The 23,752-nt window shown below is 73.1% G+C and carries 17 protein-coding genes; 10 read left to right on the forward strand and 7 right to left on the reverse strand.

The genetic code is table 11. From position 1 onward, the window contains the following. Position 1 precedes the first annotated feature (1 nt). Positions 2-490 (reverse strand): ribose-5-phosphate isomerase, encoded by a 489-nt coding sequence (locus tag NRO40_RS09530; protein ID WP_058944235.1) that lies wholly within the window; start codon positions 488-490, stop codon positions 2-4. 171 nt (positions 491-661) lie between these two features. Between NRO40_RS09530 and NRO40_RS09535 the strand changes: the two genes are divergently transcribed. Continuing rightward, entirely contained in the window at positions 662-2,095 is a 1,434-nt protein-coding gene (locus tag NRO40_RS09535) for an amino acid permease (protein WP_058944236.1), read from the forward strand. Positions 2,096-2,197: 102 nt separating this feature from the next. Here NRO40_RS09535 and NRO40_RS09540 read toward each other — a convergent pair whose 3' ends face one another. Continuing rightward, positions 2,198-2,788: a biotin transporter BioY gene (locus NRO40_RS09540; protein WP_058944237.1), complete on the reverse strand. Its 591-nt coding sequence runs from the start codon at positions 2,786-2,788 to the stop codon at positions 2,198-2,200. A 301-nt stretch (positions 2,789-3,089) separates the two neighbouring features. Between NRO40_RS09540 and NRO40_RS09545 the strand changes: the two genes are divergently transcribed. The 3 genes from NRO40_RS09545 to NRO40_RS09555 all read left to right on the forward strand — a co-directional run bounded on the left by NRO40_RS09545 (position 3,090) and on the right by NRO40_RS09555 (position 7,059). Further along, positions 3,090-4,472 (forward strand): amino acid permease, encoded by a 1,383-nt coding sequence (locus tag NRO40_RS09545; protein WP_058944238.1) that lies wholly within the window; start codon positions 3,090-3,092, stop codon positions 4,470-4,472. A 174-nt stretch (positions 4,473-4,646) separates the two neighbouring features. After that, on the forward strand, positions 4,647-6,248 hold the full coding sequence (locus tag NRO40_RS09550) for an amino acid permease (RefSeq protein WP_079047361.1): 1,602 nt from the start codon (positions 4,647-4,649) through the stop codon (positions 6,246-6,248). 175 nt (positions 6,249-6,423) lie between these two features. Further along, positions 6,424-7,059 carry a superoxide dismutase gene (locus NRO40_RS09555; RefSeq protein ID WP_058944239.1) on the forward strand — a complete coding sequence of 212 codons (636 nt, stop codon included), beginning with the start codon at positions 6,424-6,426 and terminating at the stop codon, positions 7,057-7,059. 249 nt (positions 7,060-7,308) lie between these two features. On the opposite strand, the gene NRO40_RS09560 is transcribed toward NRO40_RS09555, so the two are convergent. Beyond that, positions 7,309-7,944, reverse strand: coding sequence for a mycothiol-dependent nitroreductase Rv2466c family protein (locus NRO40_RS09560; RefSeq protein WP_058944240.1), 636 nt, complete (start codon positions 7,942-7,944; stop codon positions 7,309-7,311). Positions 7,945-8,093: 149 nt separating this feature from the next. Here NRO40_RS09560 and pepN (NRO40_RS09565) point away from each other — a divergent pair, with 149 nt between their 5' ends. Both pepN (NRO40_RS09565) and NRO40_RS09570 read left to right on the forward strand, forming a co-directional pair. Next, positions 8,094-10,670: an aminopeptidase N gene (pepN, locus tag NRO40_RS09565; RefSeq protein ID WP_058944241.1), complete on the forward strand. Its 2,577-nt coding sequence runs from the start codon at positions 8,094-8,096 to the stop codon at positions 10,668-10,670. Between the two features lie 230 nt (positions 10,671-10,900). Then, entirely contained in the window at positions 10,901-11,911 is a 1,011-nt protein-coding gene (locus tag NRO40_RS09570; protein WP_058944242.1) for a hypothetical protein, read from the forward strand. Positions 11,912-11,922: 11 nt separating this feature from the next. Here NRO40_RS09570 and NRO40_RS09575 read toward each other — a convergent pair whose 3' ends face one another. Both NRO40_RS09575 and NRO40_RS09580 read right to left on the reverse strand, forming a co-directional pair. Beyond that, positions 11,923-13,095, reverse strand: coding sequence for a serine hydrolase domain-containing protein (locus tag NRO40_RS09575; protein WP_058944243.1), 1,173 nt, complete (start codon positions 13,093-13,095; stop codon positions 11,923-11,925). Between the two features lie 107 nt (positions 13,096-13,202). Beyond that, entirely contained in the window at positions 13,203-13,682 is a 480-nt protein-coding gene (locus NRO40_RS09580; RefSeq protein WP_198549433.1) for an NUDIX hydrolase, read from the reverse strand. A 212-nt stretch (positions 13,683-13,894) separates the two neighbouring features. Between NRO40_RS09580 and NRO40_RS09585 the strand changes: the two genes are divergently transcribed. The 3 genes from NRO40_RS09585 to pepN (NRO40_RS09595) all read left to right on the forward strand — a co-directional run bounded on the left by NRO40_RS09585 (position 13,895) and on the right by pepN (NRO40_RS09595) (position 21,156). Further along, positions 13,895-17,188, forward strand: coding sequence for a S8 family serine peptidase (locus NRO40_RS09585; protein ID WP_058944252.1), 3,294 nt, complete (start codon positions 13,895-13,897; stop codon positions 17,186-17,188). A 177-nt stretch (positions 17,189-17,365) separates the two neighbouring features. After that, a complete protein-coding gene (locus NRO40_RS09590; RefSeq protein ID WP_058944245.1) occupies positions 17,366-18,382 on the forward strand; it encodes an aspartate-semialdehyde dehydrogenase in 1,017 nt (338 codons plus the stop codon). Between the two features lie 209 nt (positions 18,383-18,591). Continuing rightward, complete coding sequence (pepN, locus tag NRO40_RS09595; protein WP_058944246.1) at positions 18,592-21,156, forward strand: aminopeptidase N; 2,565 nt, start codon at positions 18,592-18,594, stop codon at positions 21,154-21,156. A 285-nt stretch (positions 21,157-21,441) separates the two neighbouring features. Here the strand turns inward: pepN (NRO40_RS09595) and NRO40_RS09600 are convergent, their stop codons facing one another. Next, positions 21,442-22,383 (reverse strand): EamA family transporter, encoded by a 942-nt coding sequence (locus NRO40_RS09600; RefSeq protein ID WP_058944247.1) that lies wholly within the window; start codon positions 22,381-22,383, stop codon positions 21,442-21,444. 148 nt (positions 22,384-22,531) lie between these two features. On the opposite strand from NRO40_RS09600, the gene NRO40_RS09605 reads away from it, so the two are divergent. Continuing rightward, positions 22,532-23,134, forward strand: a complete 603-nt coding sequence (locus NRO40_RS09605) for a MarR family winged helix-turn-helix transcriptional regulator (RefSeq protein WP_079047362.1) — start codon at positions 22,532-22,534, stop codon at positions 23,132-23,134. A gap of 371 nt (positions 23,135-23,505) precedes the next feature. Here NRO40_RS09605 and NRO40_RS09610 read toward each other — a convergent pair whose 3' ends face one another. Further along, positions 23,506-23,745: a hypothetical protein gene (locus tag NRO40_RS09610; protein ID WP_058944248.1), complete on the reverse strand. Its 240-nt coding sequence runs from the start codon at positions 23,743-23,745 to the stop codon at positions 23,506-23,508. Positions 23,746-23,752 lie beyond the last annotated feature (7 nt).

Genomic DNA, 23,752 nt, shown 5'->3' on the forward strand with positions numbered 1-23,752 from the left:
GTCAGTCCTGCCGCGGGTGGTGGGCCGGGATCGGGGGGAGCTCGCCGGTCGTCTCGTACGCGGCCAGCATGTCGATGCGGCGCGTGTGGCGCTCGTCGCCGGAGTACGGCGTGGCGAGGAAGACCTCGACGAACTTGGTGGCCTCGTCCGTGGAGTGCATCCGGGCGCCGACGGCGATGACGTTGGCGTCGTTGTGCTCGCGGCCCAGGGCGGCGGTCTGCTCGCTCCACGCCAGGGCGGCACGGACGCCCTTCACCTTGTTCGCGGCGATCTGCTCGCCGTTGCCCGAGCCGCCGATGACGACGCCGAGGGCGTCCGGGTCGGCCGCCGTCCGCTCCGCGGCCCGCAGGCAGAACGGCGGGTAGTCGTCCTGGGCGTCGTAGATGTGGGGTCCGCAGTCGACGGGCTCATGGCCGTGGGCCTTCAGCCACTCGACGAGGTGGTTCTTGAGTTCGTAGCCGGCATGGTCCGAGCCGAGGTACACGCGCATGGCTCCGAGTGTGACACGGGGACACGGAGGGTGGCCTCCGGGGGTCGCCGGGGGCGGCCGCGACGTGACGCGTACAACGATCCGGACTCGGGGCCTTACGACCATGAACGGGGGCAGTGTTCAATGCGTGGGCTCGCGACCCGAGCACCCAGAGAACTGAAGGAACTGCCCATGACCACGCAGACCAACCTGGTGAAGGAAGGCGACAAGGCCGGGGAACCCGGCACTTCGCAGCCCTCACACGGTCTCAAGGCGGGTCTCAAGAACCGCCACCTCTCCATGATCGCCATCGGCGGCGTGATCGGCGCCGGCCTGTTCGTCGGCTCGTCCGGCGGCATCGCCGCGGCCGGGCCCGCCATCCTCCTGTCGTACGCCCTCGTCGGCGTGATGGTCGTGTTCGTGATGCGGATGCTGGGCGAGATGGCCGCGGCCAGCCCGGACTCCGGCTCCTTCTCCTCCTACGCCGAGCGCGCCCTCGGCCGCTGGGCGGGCTTCTCGATCGGCTGGCTGTACTGGTTCTTCTGGGTCGTGGTCCTCGCCGTCGAGGCGACGGCGGGCGCCGTGATCCTGGAGGGCTGGGTCCCGGCCGTTCCCCAGTGGGGCTGGGCGCTGATCGTGATGGTCGTGCTCACCGCGACCAACCTCGTCTCGGTGTCGTCGTACGGCGAGTTCGAGTTCTGGTTCGCCGGGGTCAAGGTCGTGGCCATCGGCGGCTTCGTCGTCATCGGCCTGCTGGCGGTCTTCGGACTGCTGCCCGGCTCGGACAACCCAGGGGCGGGGCTGGCGCACCTGACGGACACCGGCGGGTTCTTCCCCAAGGGCGCCGGGGCGGTGCTCACCGGTGTGCTGATGGTGGTCTTCTCCTTCATGGGCAGCGAGATCGTCACACTGGCGGCGGGCGAGTCGGAGGACCCGCGCCGCGCGGTGACCAAGGCGACCAACAGCGTCATCTGGCGCATCGGCGTCTTCTACCTGGGTTCGATCTTCGTCGTGCTGACGCTGCTGCCGTGGAACGACGCGTCGATCGTCGAGAAGGGCTCGTACGTCGCCGCGCTCGACTCCATCGGTATCCCGCACGCCGGGCAGATCATGAACGTGATCGTGCTGACGGCCGTGCTGTCCTGCCTGAACTCCGGCCTCTACACGGCCTCCCGCATGGCGTTCTCGCTGGGCGAGCGCGGTGACGCGCCGAAGTCCTTCGCGCGGGTCAACGGCAAGGGCGTGCCGGCCGTCGCGATCTGGGCGTCGGTCGCGTTCGGCTTCGTCGCGGTGTACTTCAACTACGCGTTCAAGGACACCGTCTTCACGTTCCTGCTGAACTCCTCGGGCGCGGTAGCGCTTTTCGTGTGGCTGGTGATCTGCCTGACCCAGCTGCGGATGCGCGGCATCCTCATGCGGGAGGCCCCGGAGCGGGTCACCGTCAAGATGTGGTGCTTCCCGTACCTGACGTGGGCGACCGCCGCGATGATCCTGTTCGTGCTGGTCTACATGCTGTTCGACGACGCCAACCGGCGGGTCGTGCTGCTGTCGGTGCTGGTGGCGGCGGTCGTCGTGGCCGTCGGGGTGGTCGTGGACCGCAGGCACCGGACCGCCCGGAAGGTCTGAGCGTCGTCCGCGGCGCACGAGAGGCCCTCCACCCGCTCGGGTGGAGGGCCTCTCGTCGTGGGTGGGGCGGCGCGCGCCGGGTGCGGCACCCCGTGCGCGGGGTCAGTCGCGGCGGCCGGCGAGCCGCCAGGCGGTGGGCAGCAGGCCCATGGCGAGGGCGGCCTTGAGGGCGTCGCCGATCAGGAACGGCAGCAGGCCGACGGCGACGGCGCGCGAGAGCGGCATGCCGGTCGCGAGGGCCAGGTAGGGGACGCCGACCGCGTAGATGATCAGGGAGCCGAGCGCCATCGTGCCGGCCATGCGCAGGACCGAGCGGTCGGCGCCACGGCGGGCGAGGGCGCCGACGGCGGTCGCGGCGAGGAGCATGCCGAGGATGTAGCCGAGGGTCGGCATGGCGTACCCGGCGGAGCCCTCGGCGAACCACGGCATGCCGGCCATGCCGGCGAGCGCGTAGAGGGCGAGGGAGAGGAAGCCGCGGCGGGCGCCGAGCGCGGTGCCGACGAGGAGGGCGGCGAAGGTCTGGCCGGAGACCGGGACCGGGGAGCCCGGCACGGGCAGGGAGATCTGGGCGGCGAGACCGGTGAGGACGGCGCCCCCGGCGACGAGCGCGATGTCGCGGACGCGACTGGCGGGGAGCAGGTCGGCGAGGACCGTTCCGGTACGGGCGGGCGCGGCAGCGGCGGCAGTGCTCATCGGGACTCCGGTACTCCGCGGTGCTCCGCGGACGGTGGGACGGGGGGACAGGCCGACCGTAGCCCAGGGGTGAACGGGCGATCACCGTCAGCCGACGACAAAGCCCCACTCCTGCCGTTGGTGGAGTTCACACAAAGACCCGCCCTCAATCATCGATGGACGTGATGCGTGTCACTAGGGGCGCCGGTTGATCGGTCCCTTTTGCGCGGAGCCGCGCTCTACGGAGAGACTGTGGGGTCTCACCAAAGCAGACGCGGGCCGGGTGCCCGTACCGCCGTACGAGGAAAGTGTGCGCAGCGCCATGCAGGACACCGTGACCGCCCCCGCCGAGCCCCTGGCGCACGTGCTGAAACGGCGTCATCTGACGATGCTCGGGCTGGGCGGGGTGATCGGCGCCGGGCTGTTCGTCGGTTCGGGCGCGGGGATCGCGGTGGCCGGGCCGGGCATCGTCCTGTCGTACCTGATCGCCGGGGCGCTCGCGACGCTGGTGATGCGGATGCTGGGCGAGATGTCGGCGGCGATGCCCGCGTCGGGGGCCTTCTCGGTGCACGCCGAGCGGGCACTGGGCCGTTGGGCGGGGTTCTCGGTGGGCTGGCTCTACTGGCTGCTGTTGGTGGTGGTGCTGGCGGTGGAGGCGACGGGCGCGGCGCGGATCGCGGCCGGGTGGCTGCCGGTGGTGCCGCAGTGGGGGTGGGTGCTGCTGTTCATGGTGGTGTTCACCGCCGCGAACCTGGCCGCCGTCCGCACCTTCGGCGAGGCGGAGTTCTGGTTCGCCGCCCTGAAGGTCGCGGCGATCGTCGCGTTCCTGCTGATCGGTGTCGCGGCGGTGCTGGGCTGGCTGCCGGGGCGCGAGCCGGTGGGGATGACGAACCTCACGGGGCAGGGCGGGTTCCTGCCGAACGGCTGGGCGGGGGTGGTCTCCGGGGTCCTGGCCGTGGTGTTCGCCTTCGGCGGCCTGGAGGTGGTGACGATCGCCGCCGCCGAGTCGGACGACCCGGCGCGCAACGTGGCGCGGGCGGTGCGCAGCGCCGTGTGGCGGATCCTCTTCTTCTACGTGGGGTCGATGCTGGTCGTCGTGGCGCTGCTGCCGTGGACGCAGATGCGGCCGGGGCTCAGCCCGTACGTCATGGTGCTCGACGCGGTGGGGGTGCCGGCGGCCGGTCAGGTGATGGACGTCGTGGTGTTCGTGGCCCTGCTGTCGGCGCTCAACGCCAACCTGTACGGGGCGTCGCGGATGGTCTTCTCGCTCGCCGAGCGGGGGGAGGCGCCGCGGGGGCTGCTGGAGGTGTCGGCGGGCGGGGTGCCGCGGCGGGCGGTGCTGGCGTCGGTGGCGTTCGGGTTCGCCTCCGTGCTGCTGAACCTGAAGTGGCCGGATTCCGTTTTCCTCTACCTGCTCAACTCCGTGGGGGCCGTCCTGCTCTTCGTCTGGGCGCTGATCGCGGTGTCGCAGCTGCGGCTGCGGCGCCGGATCGAGGCGGCGTCGCCGGAGTCCTTGACGCTGCGCATGTGGGGCTTCCCGTGGCTGACGTGGGCGGCCCTGGCCGGGATGACCGGGGTGCTCGTGCTGATGCTGCGGGAGGACGCGACCCGTCCGCAGGTGCTGTGGTCCAGTGGCGCCACGGCGGCCGTGGTGGCCGTGGCGCTGCTGCGCGAGCGGCGGTCACGGCGGACACGGCGGGCATGACGACGCTTTCCGGACAACCGGTGATCACCCTCCGCTTGTGATGTTTCCGTGGGCAGGGCTTCACAATGTGTGAGCGCTGTGTCCGTATAGCGGAAACATGTTCCCTGTGGCCGGGGCCCGCATCGACACTGTGGCGTCCCTTCCACCTCCCCCGATACGGAACAGGGCCCATCCATGTCTCGGACCTCCGCGCCCGCCGAACCGGCCGCCGTCGACGACAGCCCGCACGAGGGCGGCACGCCGGTCACCGACGTGCCGCTCACGCACGGGCTCAAGCAACGCCACCTGTCGATGATCGCCCTCGGCGGTGTGATCGGCGCCGGCCTCTTCGTCGGCTCGGGTTCCGCCATCGCCGCCGCGGGCCCGTCGATCGTCGTCGCCTACGCGATCTCCGGCCTGCTCGTCATGCTGGTGATGCGCATGCTCGGTGAGATGTCGGCGGCCAACCCGGCGTCCGGCTCCTTCTCCGTCCACGCGGAGCGGGCCATCGGCCCGTGGGCGGGCTTCACCGCGGGCTGGGCCTTCTGGTTCCTGCTGTGCGTGGCCGTCGGCCTGGAGGCCATCGGCGCCGCGAAGATCGTGACCGGCTGGCTGCCGGGTGTGCCCGAGTGGTCGATGGTCGCCCTGTTCATGCTGGTCTTCTGTGTGACCAACCTGGCCGCCGTGAAGAACTTCGGCGAGTTCGAGTTCTGGTTCGCCGCGCTGAAGATCGGCGCCATCGCCCTCTTCCTCGTCATCGGCCTGCTGGCCATCCTGGGCCTGCTCCCGGGCACGGACTCCCCCGGCATGACGAACCTGACCGGTCAGGGCGGCTTCCTGCCGAACGGCAGCGAGGGCCTCATCGTCGGCCTGCTCGCCTCCGTCTTCGCGTACGGCGGTCTGGAGACCGTCACCATCGCCGCCGCCGAGTCCGAGCACCCCGTGCAGGGCGTCGCCAAGGCCGTCCGCACGGCGATGTGGCGCATCGCGGTCTTCTACATCGGCTCCATGGCGGTGATCGTCACGCTGATCCCGTGGAACAGCAAGTCGCTCGCCAACGGCTCCTACGTCGCCACCCTGGAGCACCTGGGCCTGCCGGCCGCCGGCGAGATCATGAACGTCGTCGTCCTCATCGCGCTGCTCTCCGCGATGAACGCCAACATCTACGGCGCCTCCCGCATGGCCTGCTCCCTCGTGGCGCGCGGCCAGGGCCCGAAGGGGCTCGGCAGGATCTCGGGCGGCGTGCCGCGCGTCGCGGTGCTGACCTCCTCGGTCTTCGGCTTCCTCTGCGTGCTGCTGAGCTACTGGCGGCCGGACGACATCTTCATGTGGCTGCTCAACATGATCGGCGCCATCATCCTGGTCGTCTGGTTCTTCATCGCCGTCTCCCAGCTGGTGCTGCGCCGCCGCCTGGAGCAGGAGGCGCCGGAGAGGCTGGCCGTGCGGATGTGGGCGTACCCCTACCTGACGTGGGCCGCGCTCGCCGGCATCGCCGCGGTGTTCCTGCTGATGGCCCGCGAGGAGGGCACCCGGACGCAGCTGTACTACACGGGCGGCCTGGTCATCTTCCTCGCCGTGCTCGGCTACGCCCACCAGCGGATGACCGCCGGCACCGCGACCGCCGCGGCCGCCGCCGGCGTCCCCGCCGCCGCGCCGGCCGCCGCCGAGCCGAAGGCCGCCGAGCCCAAGGCGAAGGCCGCCGAGCCGAAGGCCGACGAGCCCACGCCCGCCGCCACTCCGGGGGCCGGGAACGGCGGGACCGAGGCGGCCGCGAAGCCCGCCAAGGCCGACGACTGACCCGTTCGCACCGTCCACGGGGGAGGCCCCGGCGCTCGTCGCGCCGGGGCCTCCCCCTTTCGGCGCACCCCCGCACGACCCCCGGACCTACGACGAAGGGCTGATCAACTCGACGGGCCGCTGCTGCTAGCCTGCACCTGCACATAGGTTGCAATAAGCAGTCGGAGGCTCGGCCATGGCGATCTACACCCTTCCGGAACTTCCCTACGACTACGCGGCGCTGGCGCCCGTCATCAGCCCGGAGATCATCGAGCTGCACCACGACAAGCACCACGCCGCGTACGTCAAGGGCGCGAACGACACCCTGGAGCAGCTGGAGGAGGCGCGGGACAAGGACCAGTGGGGGGCCATCAACGGCCTCCAGAAGAACCTGGCCTTCCACCTCTCGGGCCACATCCTGCACTCCATCTACTGGCACAACATGACGGGCGAGGGCGGTGGCGAGCCGCTGGAGAAGGACGGCGTCGGCGAGCTCGCGGACGCGATCGCCGAGTCGTTCGGCTCCTTCGCCCGCTTCAAGTCGCAGCTGACCAAGGCCTCGGCGACGACTCAGGGTTCCGGCTGGGGCGTCCTCGCCTACGAGCCGGTCAGCGGCCGCCTCATCGTGGAGCAGGTCTACGACCACCAGGGCAACGTCGGCCAGGGCTCCGTCCCGATCCTGGTCTTCGACGCCTGGGAGCACGCCTTCTACCTCCAGTACCGGAACCAGAAGGTGGACTTCATCGAGGCCATGTGGCAGGTCGTCAACTGGCAGGACGTGGCCAAGCGCTATGCCGAGGCGAAGGACCGCACGCCGCTCATCGCCCCCTGACGGCCCACCGCGCCCAGGTCGTCCTGCTCGTGATCGTCTTCTCACCCTTCACGTGGCAGGCGGATGGAGGAACGGCCCCCCGCGAGGACAGGACTCGCGGGGGGCCGTTCGGCGTGTCGGGACCCGGTGGGCGGGACCGGTGACCCGGGAGCGGGCCGGAGCCGATGACCGGGGCCCGGGAGGGCGGGACCGGTGACCGGGAGGGCGGGACCGGTGACCGGAGCCGGTGGCCGGGCCCGGTCGTGGGGCTCAGTCGAAGATCGGACCCTCGGTGCGCGTGCGCTTGATCTCGTAGAAGCCGGGCGTCGACGCCACCAGCAGCGTGCCGTCCCACAGCCGCGCCGCGGCCTCGCCCTTGGGCGCGGGGGTGACGACCGGTCCGAAGAAGGCGACCTCCGTGCCGTCGGGGCCCGGCACCGAGATGACCGGCGTGCCGACGTCCTGGCCGACCTTGTTGATGCCTTCCTTGTGGGAGGCGCGCAGCTCCGCGTCGTACGTGTCCTTCTCGGCGTACTCCAGCAGCCCGGCCGGCAGCCCGGCGTCCGCCAGGGCGGCGGCCATCGCCTCGCGCGTCGGGCCCAGGCCCTCGTTGTGGAAGCGGGTGCCCATCGCCGTGTACAGGCGGCCGAGCACCTCGGGGCCGTGGAGCTGCTCCGCCGCGACGGCGACCCGCACCGGGCCCCAGGCCTGCGTCGCGAGCATCTCCCGGTACTCCTCCGGAAGCTCGTCGAGCTTGTTCTCGTTGAGGACGGCGAGGCTCATCACGTGCCACCGCACGTCCACCGGGCGGACCTCCTGGACCTCCAGCATCCAGCGGGACGTCATCCACGCCCACGGGCACAGCGGGTCGAACCAGAAGTCGGCGGTGGTCCTCGTCTCGGGCATCTCTCTCCTCGGATCCGGGCGTCGCGCGGGGAAGGTGCGGTGCGCTCCACCGCGACAACACCGGGGGGCGACGAGGGCATTCCCGCTTATCGCGCGTCCGGCAGCGTGGGAGGATCACCGCCGAACCAACGAGCCACGAAGGAGTGCCCGTGCCCGGTGAGAATCTGTCCCGCGACGAGGCCCGCGAGCGGGCCGCCCTGCTGTCCGTCGACGGGTACGACGTCGCGCTCGACCTGCGGTCCGCCGTCGGGGAGGGCGAGGAGCGGGAGCGTACGTTCCGGTCCGTGACGACCATCCGGTTCCGCTGCGTGACCCCGGGCGCGGGCAGCTTCGCGGACCTGGTCGCCCCCTCGGTGACCTCGGTCACGCTGAACGGGCGGGAGCTGGACCCGGCGGCCGTCTTCGACGGGGCGCGGATCGCCCTGGACGGCCTCGCCGAGGAGAACGTCCTGGTGGTGGACGCGCAGTGCGCCTACAGCCGCACCGGCGAGGGCCTGCACCGGTTCGTGGACCCGGAGGACGGCGAGGTCTACCTGTACACGCAGTACGAGCCGGCCGACGCGCGTCGCGTCTTCGCCAACTTCGAGCAGCCCGACCTGAAGGCCCCCTACCGCTTCGAGGTGACGGCGCCCGAGGGCTGGACGGTGTGGAGCAACGGCGCGGAGGAGTCCCGCGAGGCGGGCGTGTGGCGGTTCGCGGAGACCCGCCCCATCTCCACGTACATCACCTGCGTCGTCGCCGGGCCGTACCACCACGTCACGGACGTCTACCGGCGCGGCGACCTGGAGATCCCGCTCGGCGCGATGTGCCGCAAGGGCCTCGCCCGGCACTTCGACGCGGAGGACGTCTTCCTCGTCACCAAGCAGGGCCTCGACTTCTTCCACGACGCCTTCGACTACCCGTACCCCTTCGGCAAGTACGACCAGGCGTTCGTGCCCGAGTACAACCTCGGCGCCATGGAGAACCCCGGCATGGTCACCTTCCGCGAGGAGTACATCTACCGGGGCAAGGTGACCCGCGCGGCGTACGAGCGGCGGGCCAACGTCATCCTCCACGAGATGGCGCACATGTGGTTCGGCGACCTGGTCACCATGAAGTGGTGGGACGACCTGTGGCTGAAGGAGTCCTTCGCGGACTTCATGGGCACCTTCTCGATGGTGGAGGCGACCCGGTTCACCAACGGCTGGACCACGTTCGCCAACAACCGCAAGGCGTGGGCGTACCGCGCGGACCAGCTGCCGTCGACGCACCCGATCACGGCCGACATCCGCGACCTGGAGGACGCCAAGCTGAACTTCGACGGGATCACGTACGCCAAGGGCGCGGCCGTGCTGAAGCAGCTCGTCGCCTACGCGGGCCGGGAGGCGTTCCTGGAGGGCTCCCGCCGGTACTTCAAGCGGCACGCGTACGGCAACACGACCCTCGGCGACCTGCTGGCCGTACTGGAGGAGACCTCCGGGCGGGACCTGAAGGCGTGGTCCCGGTCCTGGCTGGAGACCTCGGGCGTCAACGCCCTCACGCCGGTCCTCACGTACGACGAGGCGACCGGTGACGGTGACGGGGCGGGGACGGCCGGCGGGCGCGTCGCCGAGCTCGTCGTCGAGCAGGACGGCGCCGAGCCGCGCCCGCACCGCGCGGCGGTCGGGCTGTACCGGCTGGAGGACGGCCGGCTGGTGCGCTACGCCCGCGCCGAGGTGGACGTCACGGGGCGGCGCACCACCGTGACCGAGCTGGCCGGCGCCGAGCGGCCGGCGCTGGTGCTGGTCAACGACGAGGACCTGACGTACTGCAAGGTCCGCTTCGACGAGGGGTCGCTCGCCACGCTGCGGGCCCACCTCGGCGACGTCGACGACCCGCTGGCGCGGGCGCTGTGCTGGTCAGCGCTGTGGAACATGACGCGGGACGCCCTCATGCCGGCGCGGGACTTCGTGGCGCTGGTCCTGGACTTCGCGGGCCGCGAGACCGACATCGGCGTGCTCCAGATGCTCCACGCGTGGGCGCGGACGGCGCTCGTCCACTACGCGGTGCCCGCGTGGCGCGCGACGGGCGGCCGGCTCCTCGCCGAGGGCGCGCTGCGCGAGCTGCGGCAGGCCGAACCCGGCAGCGAGCACCAGCTGACGTGGGCGCGGTTCTTCGCGTCGGTCGCTTCGGCGGACGCCGACCTCGCCCTCCTGGAGGGGTTGCTGGCGGGCACGGAGAAGGTCGACGGACTCGACGTCGACCAGGAGCTGCGCTGGGCGTTCCTGGAGCCGCTCGCCGCGCACGGCCGCGCCGACGAGGCGGCGGTCGCGGCGGAGCTCGCCCGGGACGACACCGCGTCGGGCAAGCGGCACCAGGTGCGCTGTCTGGCGGCCCGGCCGTCGGCGGCGGTGAAGGCGCAGGCGTGGGCGCAGGTCGTGGAGTCCGACCGGCTGTCGAACGCGCTGGTGGAGGCGGTGATCTCCGGGTTCGCGCAGCCGTCGCAGCGGGAGCTCGTCGCGCCGTACGCGCAGAAGTACTTCGCGGCCATCGAGCGGGTGTGGGCCGAGCGGTCGATCCAGATCGGGATGGACGTGGTGCGCGGGCTGTTCCCGTCGCTCCAGGACGACCCGGCGACGCTGGAGGCGACGGACGCGTGGCTCGCCGCGCACGAGGACGGCGCGCCGGCGCTGCGCCGCCTGGTGCTGGAGGCGCGGGACGACCTGGCCCGCGCCCTGCGCGCCCAGGAGTGCGACGCCGCGGCCTGACGGGCGGCGGGGAGCGGGCGGCGGGGAGCGGGCGGCGGGGAGCGGGCGGCGGGGAGCGGAAGCCGGAGGCCGGCTTCCGACAGCCGGAAGCCGGAGCCGGAAGCGGAAGCCGGGCGAAACTTCCATCATCGGCAATCGAACGTCCGTCCTTTAGGACGGGCTCGTCCCGGATTGTCGACGGGCGTGTAACAGCGGTTAGGAGGGCGGGAGTCGGCGGGCACTTCCCGAGCATGAAGAACACCCCGCTTCCCCCCCGCCCCCTGTCCGACCTCTCCGACGCGCCCCGCCGCGTCCTGACCGCCGCGCAGCTGCGGGCGCACGGCGTGCCCGCCGCCGAGGTCGCCGCCCAGAGCCGGCCGGGCGGCCCCTGGCAGCAGCTGCTGCCGGGGGTGTACCTGCTGCACCCGGGGCCGCCGACCAGTGACGAGCGGCTGCACGCCGCCCTGCTGTACACGGGGCGGCGGCCCGGTCCCGCCGACGGGGCCGGGTTCGGCGAATCCATGATCACGGGGCTGGCGGCGCTCGCGCTGCACGGCTTCCGGTCCGCTCCCCGGCTGCTGTCGCTGGACCGGGTGGACGTCCTCGTGCCGCGCACCCGCCGGCTGCGGTCCACCGGCTTCGTCCGGATCGTGCGGGCGTCGGCCCACGAGCCTCCCGCGGCCGAGGAGTTGACGGGGCTGCCCGTCGCGCCGGTGGCGCGCGCGCTGGCGGACGCCGTGGAGGGCCTGACCGACCCGCGGACCGTGCGCAGGCTGCTCACCGAGGCCGTGCGCGAGGGGTACTGCGAGCCGGCCCCGGTGGTGCGGGAGCTGTCCCGGGCCCGGCTGCTGTCCCGGCCGCACGTGGTGGACGCGGTGGACTCGCTCCTCGCCGAGGGCCGGGCGGTGGCGGAGGAGCGGCTCTACGCGATGGTGCGGGATCACGGCCTGCCGGACCCGGTGTGGAACGTCGACCTGCGGCTGCCCGGCGGACCGCACCTGGGCGGGGTGGACGCCTACTGGCCGGACCACGCCGTGGCGGTGGAGCTCGACACGCGGGCGCCGCACCGGGACGAGGACGCCCTGCGGTCGGAGTACACCCGCAAACGCGAGTACCTGGAGCGGCTGGGGATCACGGTCGTCCACCTGACGCCGCGCAAGCTGCGTGACGCCGCCGACCAGCAGGCCGTCGTGGTGCGGACCGCCCTGATGGCGGCCGGCGATCGCGCGCCGGCCGCCTACGTGGTGGTCCTGCCGCGGTGACGGCGCGGGGGTCACCCGCAGAACTCCGCCTCCACGATCTTGTCCAGGCCGCCCACCCAGTCGCCGTTGACGTTCGCCGCCAGGGTGTGGTCGCCCGAGCGGGTCGACACGACGACCGAACCGGAGCCGTGGATGCCGCCCGTGTGGCCCCACACCTCCTTGCCGCAGCTCAGCTGCTGGCGCACCACGCCCAGGCCGTAGGCGTTCCGCCCGTCGCCGGACTCCACCGGGACGGCCTTCGTCAGCTCCTTCATCTGCGCCGGCGGCAGCAGCCGACCGGTGATCAGCGCCCGTACGAACCGCTGGAGGTCCGCGCCGTCGGAGACCATCTCGCCGGCGGCGCCCGCCACGGACGGGTTGAGCTCCGTGACGTCGTGGACCCCCGTGGCCGGGTCGGCCGGGTCGCCGCCGAGGGTGGAGTACGCGCGGCCGGCGGGCCGCGGCATCCGCGGGTCCGTCCCGGGCAGGGAGGTGGCGCGCAGCCGGAGCGGGCGGATGATCCGGCGCTCGACCTCCTCGGCGTACGGGCGGCCGGCGGCCTCGTCTATGACCATCCCGGCGAGGACGTAGTTGGTGTTGGAGTACTGCCAGTCGGTGCCGGGGGCGAACGCCGGGGCGTGACCCATGGCGATGCCGACGAGCTGCCGCGGGGTCCAGGTGTCGTAGCGGTGGCGCAGGAAGTCCGGGCCGAAGACCTTCGCCTGGAAGGCGGGGTCGGAGGTCACGTCGTAGATTCCGCTGGTGTGGTTGAGCAGCTGGCGCAGGGTGACGCGCCGGCCGTCGTGGCCGTTGCCGCGGACGACGCCGGGCAGCCACTTCTCGACGCTGTCGTCGAGGTCGAGGCGGCCCTCCGCCTCCAGCTGGAGGACGACGGTGGCGACGAACGTCTTGGTGATGGAGGCGATGCGGTAGCGGTCGTGCGGCCGGCGCTCGCGCCCGGTGGTCCGGTCGGCGACGCCCGCCTCCACGTTCCGGACGCCGTACCGGTCGCGGGCCTGGACGAGGACGCCCGGCGCCCCCGCCCGCACCATCTCCTCCGCGGCCTTCCGGGTGGCCTCGTGGCGGCCGGCGCGCGCGTCGGGGCCGGTCGGGGCGGCCACCGCGGGGGCGGTGAGCGCGGTGGCGGTCACGGCCGCCGCGAGGGCGGCGGCGACGAGGGCGCCTCTGGTGCTGCGTACGGGCATGGGGTGTCCCCTCCTTGACGACTGCGGGTGCGGTCGTGGGTGGGGACCGCGGGGACGCCCCGCGGGTTGAGCGTCCGGGCGGACCGCTCACGGGGGTTGAGCCGGATTCAGCCGTCCTCGCCGGGACCCGGGCGGAGGGGGGCCGGGCGGCCCGTCGGCGGGCGGTCGCGCCACAGGCGCAGGGCGGTGTCGACGAGCGCGACGCGCGGCAGGGCGGGGACGTCGGCGAGCGGGTGCCAGGCGGCGAGGTCGGTGGTGCCGCCCACCTCGTGGCGGAGGGTGCCGCCGGTGATGCGGCCCTCGTACACGACGCGCACGGCGTGGTGGTCCACCCGCCGCCGGGCACGGCCCCGGCGCAGCTCCCGGCGGAGCGTGTCGACGCCGAGGAGGGCGGTGATCTCGGCGCGGTAGCCGGTCTCCTCCTCGACCTCGCGGGCGACCGCTTCGAGGACGTCCTCCCCGTGGCGCGTGCCGCCGCCGGGGAGGGTCCACGCCCCCGCGCCGTCCCCCGCGGCGCCGCGGGCCAACAGGAGCCGTCCGTCCCGTACGCACACGGCGTAGGCCGCCACCCTCAGGGTCCTTCTCACCCGCTGAAGGCTACGGACAACTCCGGCCGATGGTTGACGAGTTCACTATCTCCCTGTTTGTTCCCGATGGCGTACGGGCCGCGGTGGCGGATGTCCGCCACGGCACCATTCCCCCTCCGCCAGACCTCCACAAGACCCGGTCGCGTACGCAAGGCTCAGCGGTCATCCGGTACCGGAATCCGGACCCGTCCTTCCACTGCACAGGGATGCTGATGACCCTCGAACCCCCCAGCCCCATACCCGGGGCGAGACGCGCGGCCCGCATCGCGGCCGCCGCCGGCCTGGTCGCCGCGCTCGTCGCGACCGGCGCCGCTCCCGCCTTCGCCACCCCCGCCGAGCCCCCGGCGACCACTCCCGAACCGGCCAAGTCGGCCGCCGCCAAGCTCGGTTCGGACGACGCGGAGCGCCTGGCCGACGCCGAGGCCCGCGGCCAGAAGAACATCACCCTCATGGTGGCGACCGCGCCCGGCGCCACCGAGCAGGTCGCCCGGCAGCTCGACGCGGTCGAGGGCGGCACCGTCGGCGTCGCCCACGACAAGCTCGGCTACGTGCGCGCCACCGTCCCCACGGCGCGGGCCGAGGCCGCCATCGGCGCGGCCGCCAAGCTCTCCAGCGTGCAGGGCATCGACCTGAAGCACGAGATCCGGCTGGACGACCCGACGCCCGCCGCCGACCGCGCGGGCGCGACCGCGGGCACGGCCGGGACGTACCCGGCGCCGGGCCGCACCACCCCGGCGGCCAACCCGTACAACCCGTCCCACGAGACGGGCGCCGTCGACTTCGTGCGGAAGTGGCCGGCCGCGGACGGCCGCGGTGTCACCATCGGCATCCTCGACTCCGGCGTCGACCTCGGCCACCCGGCGCTGCAGAAGACCACCACCGGCGAGCGCAAGATCGTCGACTGGGTGACGGCGACCGACCCGGTCGCCGACGGGGACGGCACCTGGCGCCGGATGGACGTCGGCGTGTCCGGCCCGTCCTTCACCGCCGAGGGCCGCGGCTGGCAGGCGCCCGAGGGCGCGTACCGGTTCCGCACCTTCGCCGAGGCCGCCACCAAGGGCGGCGACATGGACGGCGACCTCAACCGCGACGGTGACACCACCGACGTCTGGGGCGTGCTGTACGACCCGGCCGCCGGCACCGTCCGCGTCGACCTGAACGCCAACGGCGACTTCGGCGACGACGAGGCGATGAAGCCGTACAAGGACGGCTTCCAGGTCGGGTACTTCGGCACCGACGACCCGGCCACCGATGTCGTCGAGCGGATCCCCTTCGTCGTCGAGATCCGCAAGGACGTCGTGTACAACGGCGCCGGCGCCAAGGCGGACTTCGTCAACATCGGCGTCATCGAGGGCTCGCACGGCACCCACGTCGCCGGCATCACCGCCGCCCACAGCCTCTTCGGGGGCAGGATGAACGGCGCGGCGCCCGGCGCGAAGCTGGTCTCCTCGCGCGCGTGCACCTGGAGCGGCGGCTGCACCAACGTCGCGCTCACCGAGGGCATGATCGACCTGGTCGTGAACCGCGGCGTCGACATCGTCAACATGTCGATCGGCGGTCTGCCGGCGCTCAACGACGGCAACAACGCCCGCGCCCGGCTGTACACGCGCCTCATCGACACCTACGGCGTCCAGCTGGTCATCTCGGCCGGCAACAGCGGCCCCGGCGTCAACACCATCGGTGACCCGTCCCTGGCCGACAAGGTCGTCAGCGTCGGCGCCGCGGCGTCCCGCGAGACCTGGGCCGCCAACTACGGCTCGGCCGTCTCCACGCCGTACGCGATGATGCCCTTCTCCTCCCGCGGCCCGCGCGAGGACGGCGGCTTCGCCCCGACGATCAGCGCCCCCGGCGCGGCCGTCAACACCACGCAGACCTGGTCGCCCGGCGGCCCCGTCCGCGAGGCCGGCTACGAGCTGCCGGCCGGCTACTCCATGCTCCAGGGCACCTCGATGGCGGCCCCGCAGGCCACCGGCGCGATGGCGCTGATGCTCTCCGCCGCCAAGCAGCAGGGGCTCGACCTCACGCCCGCGAAGCTGCGCACCGCCGTGGTCAGCCAGGCCGACCGGATCCCCGGCACGCAGGCGCACGAGCAGGGCGCCGGCCGCATCAACGTCGTCGACGCCTGGCAGGAGGTGCTCCGCGGCGCCCACGCCCACGAGTACACCGTCAAGGCGCCGGTCGACACGGCGCTCGACCAGTTCCTCGCCGAGCCCGGCCACGGCACCGGTCTGTACGACCGCGAGGGCGGCGCCAAGGTCGGCCAGGAGAAGGTCTACGAGATCACCGTCACCCGCACCACGGGTGCCGACCGCCCGGTCCGGCACGAGCTGTGGTTCGAGAACAACCACGAGCGCACCTTCCGCGTCGTCGGCAGCGACGAGGTGGACCTGCCGCTGAACAAGCCGGTCACCGTGAAGGTCGCCGCGAAGCCGCGCAGCGCCGGTGTGCACAGCGCCGTCCTGGAGATCACCGACCCGCGGACCCGCGGCATCGACAAGCAGGTCCTGACGACCGTCGTCGCCGCCGGGCAGCTCGCCAAGCCGGCCTTCGCCCTGTCGGCCGAGGGCTCGGTCCAGCGCAACAGCCACCGCTCGTACTTCGTGGACGTGCCGGCCGGCGCCAAGTCCCTGGAGGTCGCCCTGGGCGGCCTGGCGAAGGACAGCCAGACCCGGTTCGTCGCGATCCACCCGTACGGCGTCCCGTCCGACCCCACGTCGACGGTGAACTGCTACCCGAACTACCCGAACCCGGCCAACACCTGCCGCCCCGACCTGCGGTCCTACCCGAACCCGCAGCCGGGCGTCTGGGAGATCGAGGTCGAGTCGCGCCGCACGTCGCCGCTGCTGGACAACCCGTACAAGCTGGACGTCGCCGTGCTCGGCGCCACGTTCGACCCGGCCGTCCAGACCCTGCCGGAGGTCACCCCCGGCAAGGCCGCGCCGGTGCAGTGGACCGTCACCAACGGCTTCGCCGCGCTGGAGGGCAAGCTGCGGGGCGGCTCGCTCGGTTCCGCCAAGGTCACCCGTCCGACCCTCGCCCACCACGCCGTCCAGCGCACCACCGTGCAGCTCGGCGAGGGTGTCGAGCGGTTCGACGTCGCCATCGGCAACGTCTCCGACAAGGCCGCCGACCTGGACCTGACGGTGCTGCGCGACGGCGTGCAGGTCGGCTCGTCCGCGGACGGCGACTCGGAGGAGTCGGTGTCCCTGGTCAAGCCCGCCGCGGGCACGTACACGATCGTCGTCGACGGCTACTCGGTCCCGGCCGGTGAGACCGCCTTCGACTACAAGGACGTGTACTTCTCCTCCGCGCTCGGCGAGGTGCGCGTCGACGCCGCCTCGACGGTGTCGCTGGCGAACGGCGCCTCCGCGCGGTTCGGCGCCGAGGTCGTGGTGAACGGCGCCGCCCCCGACGGCCGCCGGTTCTTCGGTGAGGTGCAGCTGCTCAACGCGCGCGGCACCGCCGCGGGCTCCGGCAGCGTCGTGATCGGCGGGGTCACTCCGTAATCTGGAGGGATACGGAGCGTGAGGGCGGGCGTCCCGCGGGCGCCCGCCCTTTCCCCTTCCCGACCGGCCCCACGCCCCGCGTGGTCCTTCTCACCCCGTGGACAATGGATTGGCGAGGCGGCCGGGGGCCGACGCATCATGGACCAGCGCCCAGCACGTACGTACGGAGGAGTCCCCGTGAAGGTCGGAATCGTCGGAGCCACCGGTCAGGTCGGCACGGTCATGCGCAGCATCCTCACGGAGCGGGACTTCCCGGTCGAGGAGCTGCGGCTGTTCGCCTCCGCCCGGTCGGCGGGCACCGTCCTGGACGGCGTGACCGTCGAGGACGCCGCCACGGCCGACTACACCGGCCTCGACATCGTGCTGTTCTCCGCCGGCGGCGCCACCTCCCGGGCCCTCGCGGAGAAGGTCGCCTCGCAGGGCGCCGTCGTCATCGACAACTCCTCCGCGTGGCGGCGCGACCCCGAGGTGCCGCTGGTCGTCTCCGAGGTGAACCCGCACGCGGTCAAGGACCGCCCCAAGGGGATCATCGCCAACCCGAACTGCACCACCATGGCCGCCATGCCGGTGCTGAAGCCGCTGCACCAGGAGGCGGGGCTGACCGCCCTGGTCGCCACCACCTACCAGGCCGTCTCGGGCTCGGGCCTGGCCGGCGTGGCCGAGCTGGACGGCCAGGTCAGGGCCGTCGCCGACCGCGCCACGGAGCTCACCCACGACGGCGCGGCCGTGGCGTACCCGGAGCCCGGCGTGTACAAGCGCCCCATCGCCTTCAACGTGCTGCCGCTGGCCGGCTCGATCGTCGACGACGGCTCCTTCGAGACGGACGAGGAGCAGAAGCTCCGCCACGAGTCCCGCAAGATCCTGGAGATCCCCGACCTCAAGGTCTCCGGCACCTGCGTGCGCGTCCCGGTCTTCTCCGGCCACTCCCTCCAGGTCAACGCCCGCTTCGCGCGTCCGATCAGCGTGGAGCGCGCCCACGAGCTGCTCGGCGACGCCGAGGGCGTGGAGCTCTCCGAGATCCCGACGCCGCTCCAGGCGGCCGGCAAGGACGCCTCGTACGTGGGCCGCATCCGCGTCGACGAGACGGTCGAGAACGGTCTGGCGCTGTTCCTGTCCGGCGACAACCTCCGCAAGGGCGCCGCGCTGAACGCCGTGCAGATCGCCGAGCTGGTCGCAGCTGAGCTGCGGGGCTGACGCACCGCGCCCCACGCCCCTGGGGGCGCCTCCGCCGAACGGCGTAGGCGCCCCTTTTCCGTGCCCCGCCGCCCTCGACCCGCGCACCCCGCCGCCCGTGTCCGCCGCCGCCCGCCGCCCTCGACCCGCGCACCCCGTTCTCCCACTCCGTGATCCGCTCGGCGCGTGGAAGGATGGCCCCCAAAGTCGTACATGGAGGAGATGACCGGGTGCCTGGCACGAACCTGACCCGCGAAGAGGCGCAGCGGCGCGCGGCGCTGCTGACCGTGGACGCGTACGAGATCGACCTGGATCTCAGCGGCGCGCAGGAGGGCGGCACCTACCGGTCCGTGACCTCGGTGCGCTTCGAGTCCGCCGAGGACGACGCGCAGACGTTCATCGACCTGGTGGCGCCCGCCGTCCACGAGGTGGTGCTCAACGGGCGGCACCTCGACGTGGCGTCCGTCTTCCGGGACTCCCGGATCACGCTGAAGCACCTGCGCCGGGGCACGAACGAGCTGCGGGTCGTCGCGGACTGCGCGTACACCAACACCGGCGAGGGCCTGCACCGGTTCGTCGACCCGGTCGACGACCAGGCGTACCTCTACACCCAGTTCGAGGTGCCGGACGCGCGGCGGGTGTTCGCCAGCTTCGAGCAGCCGGACCTGAAGGCGACGTTCCGGTTCACCGTGAAGGCGCCGGCCGGGTGGACGGTCATCTCGAACTCGCCGACCCCGGAGCCGCAGGACGACGTCTGGGCCTTCGAGCCGACGCCGCGCATGTCGACGTACGTGACGGCGCTCATCGTCGGCCCGTACCACGCCGTGCACTCGACGTACGAGGGCCCGGGCGGGCAGGTCGTGCCGCTGGGCGTGTACTGCCGGCCGTCGCTCGCGGAGTTCCTGGACGCGGACGCCATCTTCGAGGTCACCCGGCAGGGCTTCGACTGGTTCCAGGAGAAGTTCGACTACGCGTACCCCTTCGCCAAGTACGACCAGCTGTTCGTGCCGGAGTTCAACGCCGGCGCGATGGAGAACGCGGGCGCGGTGACCATCCGCGACCAGTACGTGTTCCGGTCGAAGGTGACGGACGCGGCGTACGAGGTGCGCGCGGAGACGATCCTGCACGAGCTGGCCCACATGTGGTTCGGCGACCTCGTGACCATGGAGTGGTGGAACGACCTCTGGCTGAACGAGTCGTTCGCCACGTACACGTCGATCGCCTGCCAGGCCGCCGCGCCCGGCTCGCGCTGGCCCCACTCGTGGACCACGTTCGCGAACTCGATGAAGACCTGGGCGTACCGGCAGGACCAGCTGCCGTCCACGCACCCGATCATGGCGGAGATCCGCGACCTCGACGACGTCCTGGTCAACTTCGACGGCATCACGTACGCCAAGGGCGCGTCGGTGCTCAAGCAGCTCGTCGCCTACGTCGGCACGGACGCCTTCTTCCAGGGCGTGCAGGCGTACTTCAAGCGCCACGCGTTCGGCAACACCCGCCTGTCGGACCTGCTGGGCGCGCTGGAGGAGACCTCCGGCCGCGACCTGCGGCACTGGTCGAAGAAGTGGCTGGAGACGGCCGGCATCAACATCCTCCGCCCGGTCGTGGACACCGGCTCCGACGGCCTCATCACGTCGTTCGCGGTGAAGCAGGAGGCCCCGGCCCTGCCCGCCGGCGCCCAGGGCGAGCCGGTCCTGCGGCCCCACCGCATCGCCATCGGCCTGTACGACCTGGACGACGCGGGCAAGCTGGTGCGCACCGAGCGGGTCGAGCTGGACGTCGACGGCGAGCTGACCGGCGTCGAGGCGCTCGTCGGCAAGCGCCGGCCGGCGGTCGTGCTGCTCAACGACGACGACCTGTCGTACGCCAAGGTGCGGCTCGACGAGGAGTCGCTGCGCAACGTCGTGGCGCACCTGGGCGACTTCACCGAGTCGCTGCCGCGCGCCCTGTGCTGGGCCTCCGCCTGGGACATGACCCGCGACGGCGAGCTCGCCACCCGCGCGTACCTGGACCTGGTGCTGTCGGGCATCGCCAAGGAGACGGACATCGGCGTCGTCCAGACGCTGCACCGGCAGGTCAAGCTCGCGCTCGACCTGTACGCGGCGCCGCAGTGGCGCGAGGCCGGGCTGACCCGCTGGACGGAGGCGACCCTGGAGCACCTGCGGGCGGCCGCGCCGGGCAGCGACCACCAGCTGGCGTGGGCCCGCGCCTTCGCGGCGACCGCCCGCACGGACGAGCAGCTCGACCTGCTGAACGCCCTGCTGGACGGCACCGAGACGGTCGAGGGCCTGGAGGTCGACACCGAGCTGCGCTGGGCGTTCGTCGAGCGGCTCGCGGCGACGGGCCGGTTCGGCGCGGCGGAGATCGCCGCCGAGCACGAGCGGGACCGCACCGCGGCCGGTGAGCGGCACGCCGCCACCGCCATGGCCGCCCGGCCCACGGCGGAGGCCAAGGCGGAGGCATGGGCGTCGGTCGTCGAGTCGGACAAGCTGCCGAACGCCGTGCAGGAGGCCGTGATCGGCGGGTTCGTCCAGACCGACCAGCGTGAGCTGCTCGCCCCGTACACGGAGCGGTTCTTCACCGTCGTCAAGGACGTGTGGGAGTCGCGCTCGCACGAGATGGCCCAGCAGATCGCCGTCGGTCTGTACCCGTCGCTCCAGGTGTCCGAGGCCACCCTCGCCGCCACGGACGCGTGGCTGGCGGACGCGGAGCCCAGCGCGGCGCTGCGCCGGCTGGTCTCCGAGTCCCGCGCGGGCGTCGAGCGCGCGCTGAAGGCGCAGGCGGCCGACAAGTAGCAGCGGCCGGGGCGGCGCGCGGCACCTGCGCGCCGCCCCCGGCCGGACGACGGGACCGCCCCCGACCGGGTCGGTGGGACGGTCCCGCCGCGCCGGGGACGCGGGCGGTCCGGTCCCGCCGGCGGGGTCCGCACGGTCTGACCGCCCGGTGGGGCGGTGCCGCCGGGCCGGGTCGGTGGCCGTCAGGCCGGTGGGGCGGTGCCGCCGGGCCGGCCAGGTCCAGGAGTGTCACGCTCGTTACCGCCCCTCTCCCGCCCGTACGGCCGGGTCCGTGGTTGGCGGGCCCTACCGTCGCGCCGCCGGAACGGTGAGGTCCATCGAAACTTTTCGATCGGTCTGTCCAGTCTGTTCAGTGGAGCTGAACGGTCGCACGGGGCGCGGTGCGATCTGCCCGGCCACGGTCGCCGCGAACGCCACGGCCATGCCGACCAGTTGCACCGGGCCGAGGGACTGCCCGAGCGCCACCCAGCCCACGACGGCGGCGGTGAGCGGCGAGAGCGGCCCGAGCAGGGTCACGGACGTGGCGGAGAGGCGCCCGATGCCGCGGAACCAGAGCCAGTAGGCGACCGCGGTGTTCGCCAGGGCCAGGTAGGCGTAGCCGAGGAGCGCGCCCCCGTCGAGCGCGGGCGGCGCCCCCTCGACCAGGAAGGCGACCGGGGCGATGACGAGCCCGCCCGCGGTGAGCTGCCACCCGGTCATGGCGAGCGGTCCGGTCCCCGCGGGCCGGCCCCACCGCTTGGTGAGGACCGTGCCGACGGACATGGACGCCGACGAGGCGAGCCCGGCCACCACACCGACCCAGTCGAATGCGGCGCCCGCCGTGAGGACCACGAGGCTCACCCCGAAGGCCGCCGCGGTCGCCGCGGACAGGGCCCGGACCGTGGGCCGTTCGCCCAGCAGCAGCGCCGCCAGACCGACCACGAACAGCGGCCCGACCGAGCCCACCACCGCGGCGACCCCGCCCGGCAGCCGGTACGCGGCGAGGAAGAGCAGCGGGAAGAAGGCACCGATGTTCAGCGCGCCCAGCACGGCGGACCGCCACCACCAGGCACCGCGCGGGAGCGTGCGGGTGAGGGCGAGGAGGGCGAGCCCGGCGGGCAGGGCCCGCACGAGCCCGGTGAACAGCGGCCGGTCGGGCGGAAGGAACTCGGTCGTCACGGCGTAGGTGGTGCCCCAGGACACCGGGGCGAGCGCGGTCACGGCGACGACGGCGGCGCGGGACGGCATGGCGACCCCTCCGATCAATAGCTTGGCAGTAACTAGCTTAGCGCTAAGCTAATTATTGGCAAGGTACTTGCGGACGAGTTGCTGACAAGTTGCTTACCGTCGGGTTGCTTCCTTGCGAGCGAAGGGCTCGCGCGGGAAGACTGCGGCCATGAACGCGAGCCCCACCCCCACGCCGGCCCCCGACGCCCCCGCGGGCACCGGCGCCCCCGCGGACCCCGGCGCCCCCGCGGGCACCGGCCCCACCGTGGAACCCGCCGACGCGGTCGACGCGGTCGACGCGATCACCGCCCAGTGGGCGGTCGTGCGCCCCGACCTGGAGACGCTGCCGATGGCCGTCTTCGGCCGGGTGTACCGGCTGGCGCACGCGATGGGCGAGCGGATGGACCGCGCCTACGCGCCCTTCGGCGTCTCACGCGGCGAGTTCGACGTGCTGGCGACGCTGCGCCGTTCCGGGGAGCCGTACACGCTGTCCCCGCGCCAGCTGTCGGACACGCTGATGCTGACGACCGGCGGCATGACGGGCCGGCTGGACAAGCTGGAGCGGGCCGGGCTGCTCAGCCGCAGCCCCGACCCGCACGACCGGCGCGCCCTGCGGGTGACCCTCAGCGACCGGGGTCGGGAGGTCGTGGACGGGGCGGTGACGGCCGGTCTGGCCGTGCAGCGCGAGGCGCTGGAGGCGGCGCTCGACGAACGGGAGGCCGAGGAGCTGGCCGTGCTGCTGCGCCGGCTGCTCGGCACGACGGCCGGATAGCGCGGCCCGCCCCGCGCGACACCGGCGTACGGGCGGCCCGACGGCGTGCGGGCGGCCGGGCCGTGCGGGCAAGCCGGCGGCGTACGGGCAGGACGGGCGTACGGGCAGCCCCGGCCCGACGTACGGACAGCCCCGCGCCCGGCGCCCGGACAAGGCCGGCTGCCCCGGCGGCGGACGAGCCGGCGGGCCGACGGACGGGCGGCCCGGTGTACGCGCGGGCGGCAGGCCCGGCCCCGCGCACGGGCGCCAGGCGCCGGTCCCGTACCCGGACGCCAGGCGCCGGTTCCGTACCCGGGCGCGGACACGACGGAGCGCCGCGTGGCGGGGTGGTCACCCCGTCGCGCGGCGCCCCGGAAGAGCGGGAGGCGGCGTCAGCCCTGGTGCTGCTGCTTCTTCGACCGGTCGAGGACCATGACCAGGCCCGCGATGACCGCGAAGAGCGCGATCGGCGCGACCACGTACAGGCCGAGCGTCTCGACGACGGACAGGCCGGAACCCGGGTCGTCGCCGTCGTCGCGGGTGAGCGCGAGCGCGGGGGACGACATGAGCAGCATCATCAGCGTCGTACCGGCCGCGACGGCGCCGGCGCGCAGGGCGTTCTTCTTGTCCACGGAGCAA

This window comes from Streptomyces changanensis, assembly GCF_024600715.1.
In the GTDB taxonomy this organism is placed as follows: domain Bacteria; phylum Actinomycetota; class Actinomycetes; order Streptomycetales; family Streptomycetaceae; genus Streptomyces; species Streptomyces changanensis.

What these genes read in the sequence shown, in the direction of transcription:
- NRO40_RS09550 (WP_079047361.1), top strand. Translation starts at nt 4,647, where the DNA reads ATGTCTCGGACCTCCGCGCCCGCCGAACCGGCCGCCGTCGACGACAGC.
- NRO40_RS09585 (WP_058944252.1), top strand. Translation starts at nt 13,895, where the DNA reads ATGACCCTCGAACCCCCCAGCCCCATACCCGGGGCGAGACGCGCGGCC.
- NRO40_RS09545 (WP_058944238.1), top strand. Translation starts at nt 3,090, where the DNA reads ATGCAGGACACCGTGACCGCCCCCGCCGAGCCCCTGGCGCACGTGCTG.
- NRO40_RS09575 (WP_058944243.1), bottom strand. Translation starts at nt 13,095, where the DNA reads ATGCCCGTACGCAGCACCAGAGGCGCCCTCGTCGCCGCCGCCCTCGCG.
- NRO40_RS09605 (WP_079047362.1), top strand. Translation starts at nt 22,532, where the DNA reads ATGAACGCGAGCCCCACCCCCACGCCGGCCCCCGACGCCCCCGCGGGC.
- NRO40_RS09555 (WP_058944239.1), top strand. Translation starts at nt 6,424, where the DNA reads ATGGCGATCTACACCCTTCCGGAACTTCCCTACGACTACGCGGCGCTG.
- NRO40_RS09560 (WP_058944240.1), bottom strand. Translation starts at nt 7,944, where the DNA reads ATGCCCGAGACGAGGACCACCGCCGACTTCTGGTTCGACCCGCTGTGC.
- NRO40_RS09570 (WP_058944242.1), top strand. Translation starts at nt 10,901, where the DNA reads ATGAAGAACACCCCGCTTCCCCCCCGCCCCCTGTCCGACCTCTCCGAC.
- NRO40_RS09535 (WP_058944236.1), top strand. Translation starts at nt 662, where the DNA reads ATGACCACGCAGACCAACCTGGTGAAGGAAGGCGACAAGGCCGGGGAA.
- NRO40_RS09540 (WP_058944237.1), bottom strand. Translation starts at nt 2,788, where the DNA reads ATGAGCACTGCCGCCGCTGCCGCGCCCGCCCGTACCGGAACGGTCCTC.
- NRO40_RS09530 (WP_058944235.1), bottom strand. Translation starts at nt 490, where the DNA reads ATGCGCGTGTACCTCGGCTCGGACCATGCCGGCTACGAACTCAAGAAC.
- NRO40_RS09600 (WP_058944247.1), bottom strand. Translation starts at nt 22,383, where the DNA reads ATGCCGTCCCGCGCCGCCGTCGTCGCCGTGACCGCGCTCGCCCCGGTG.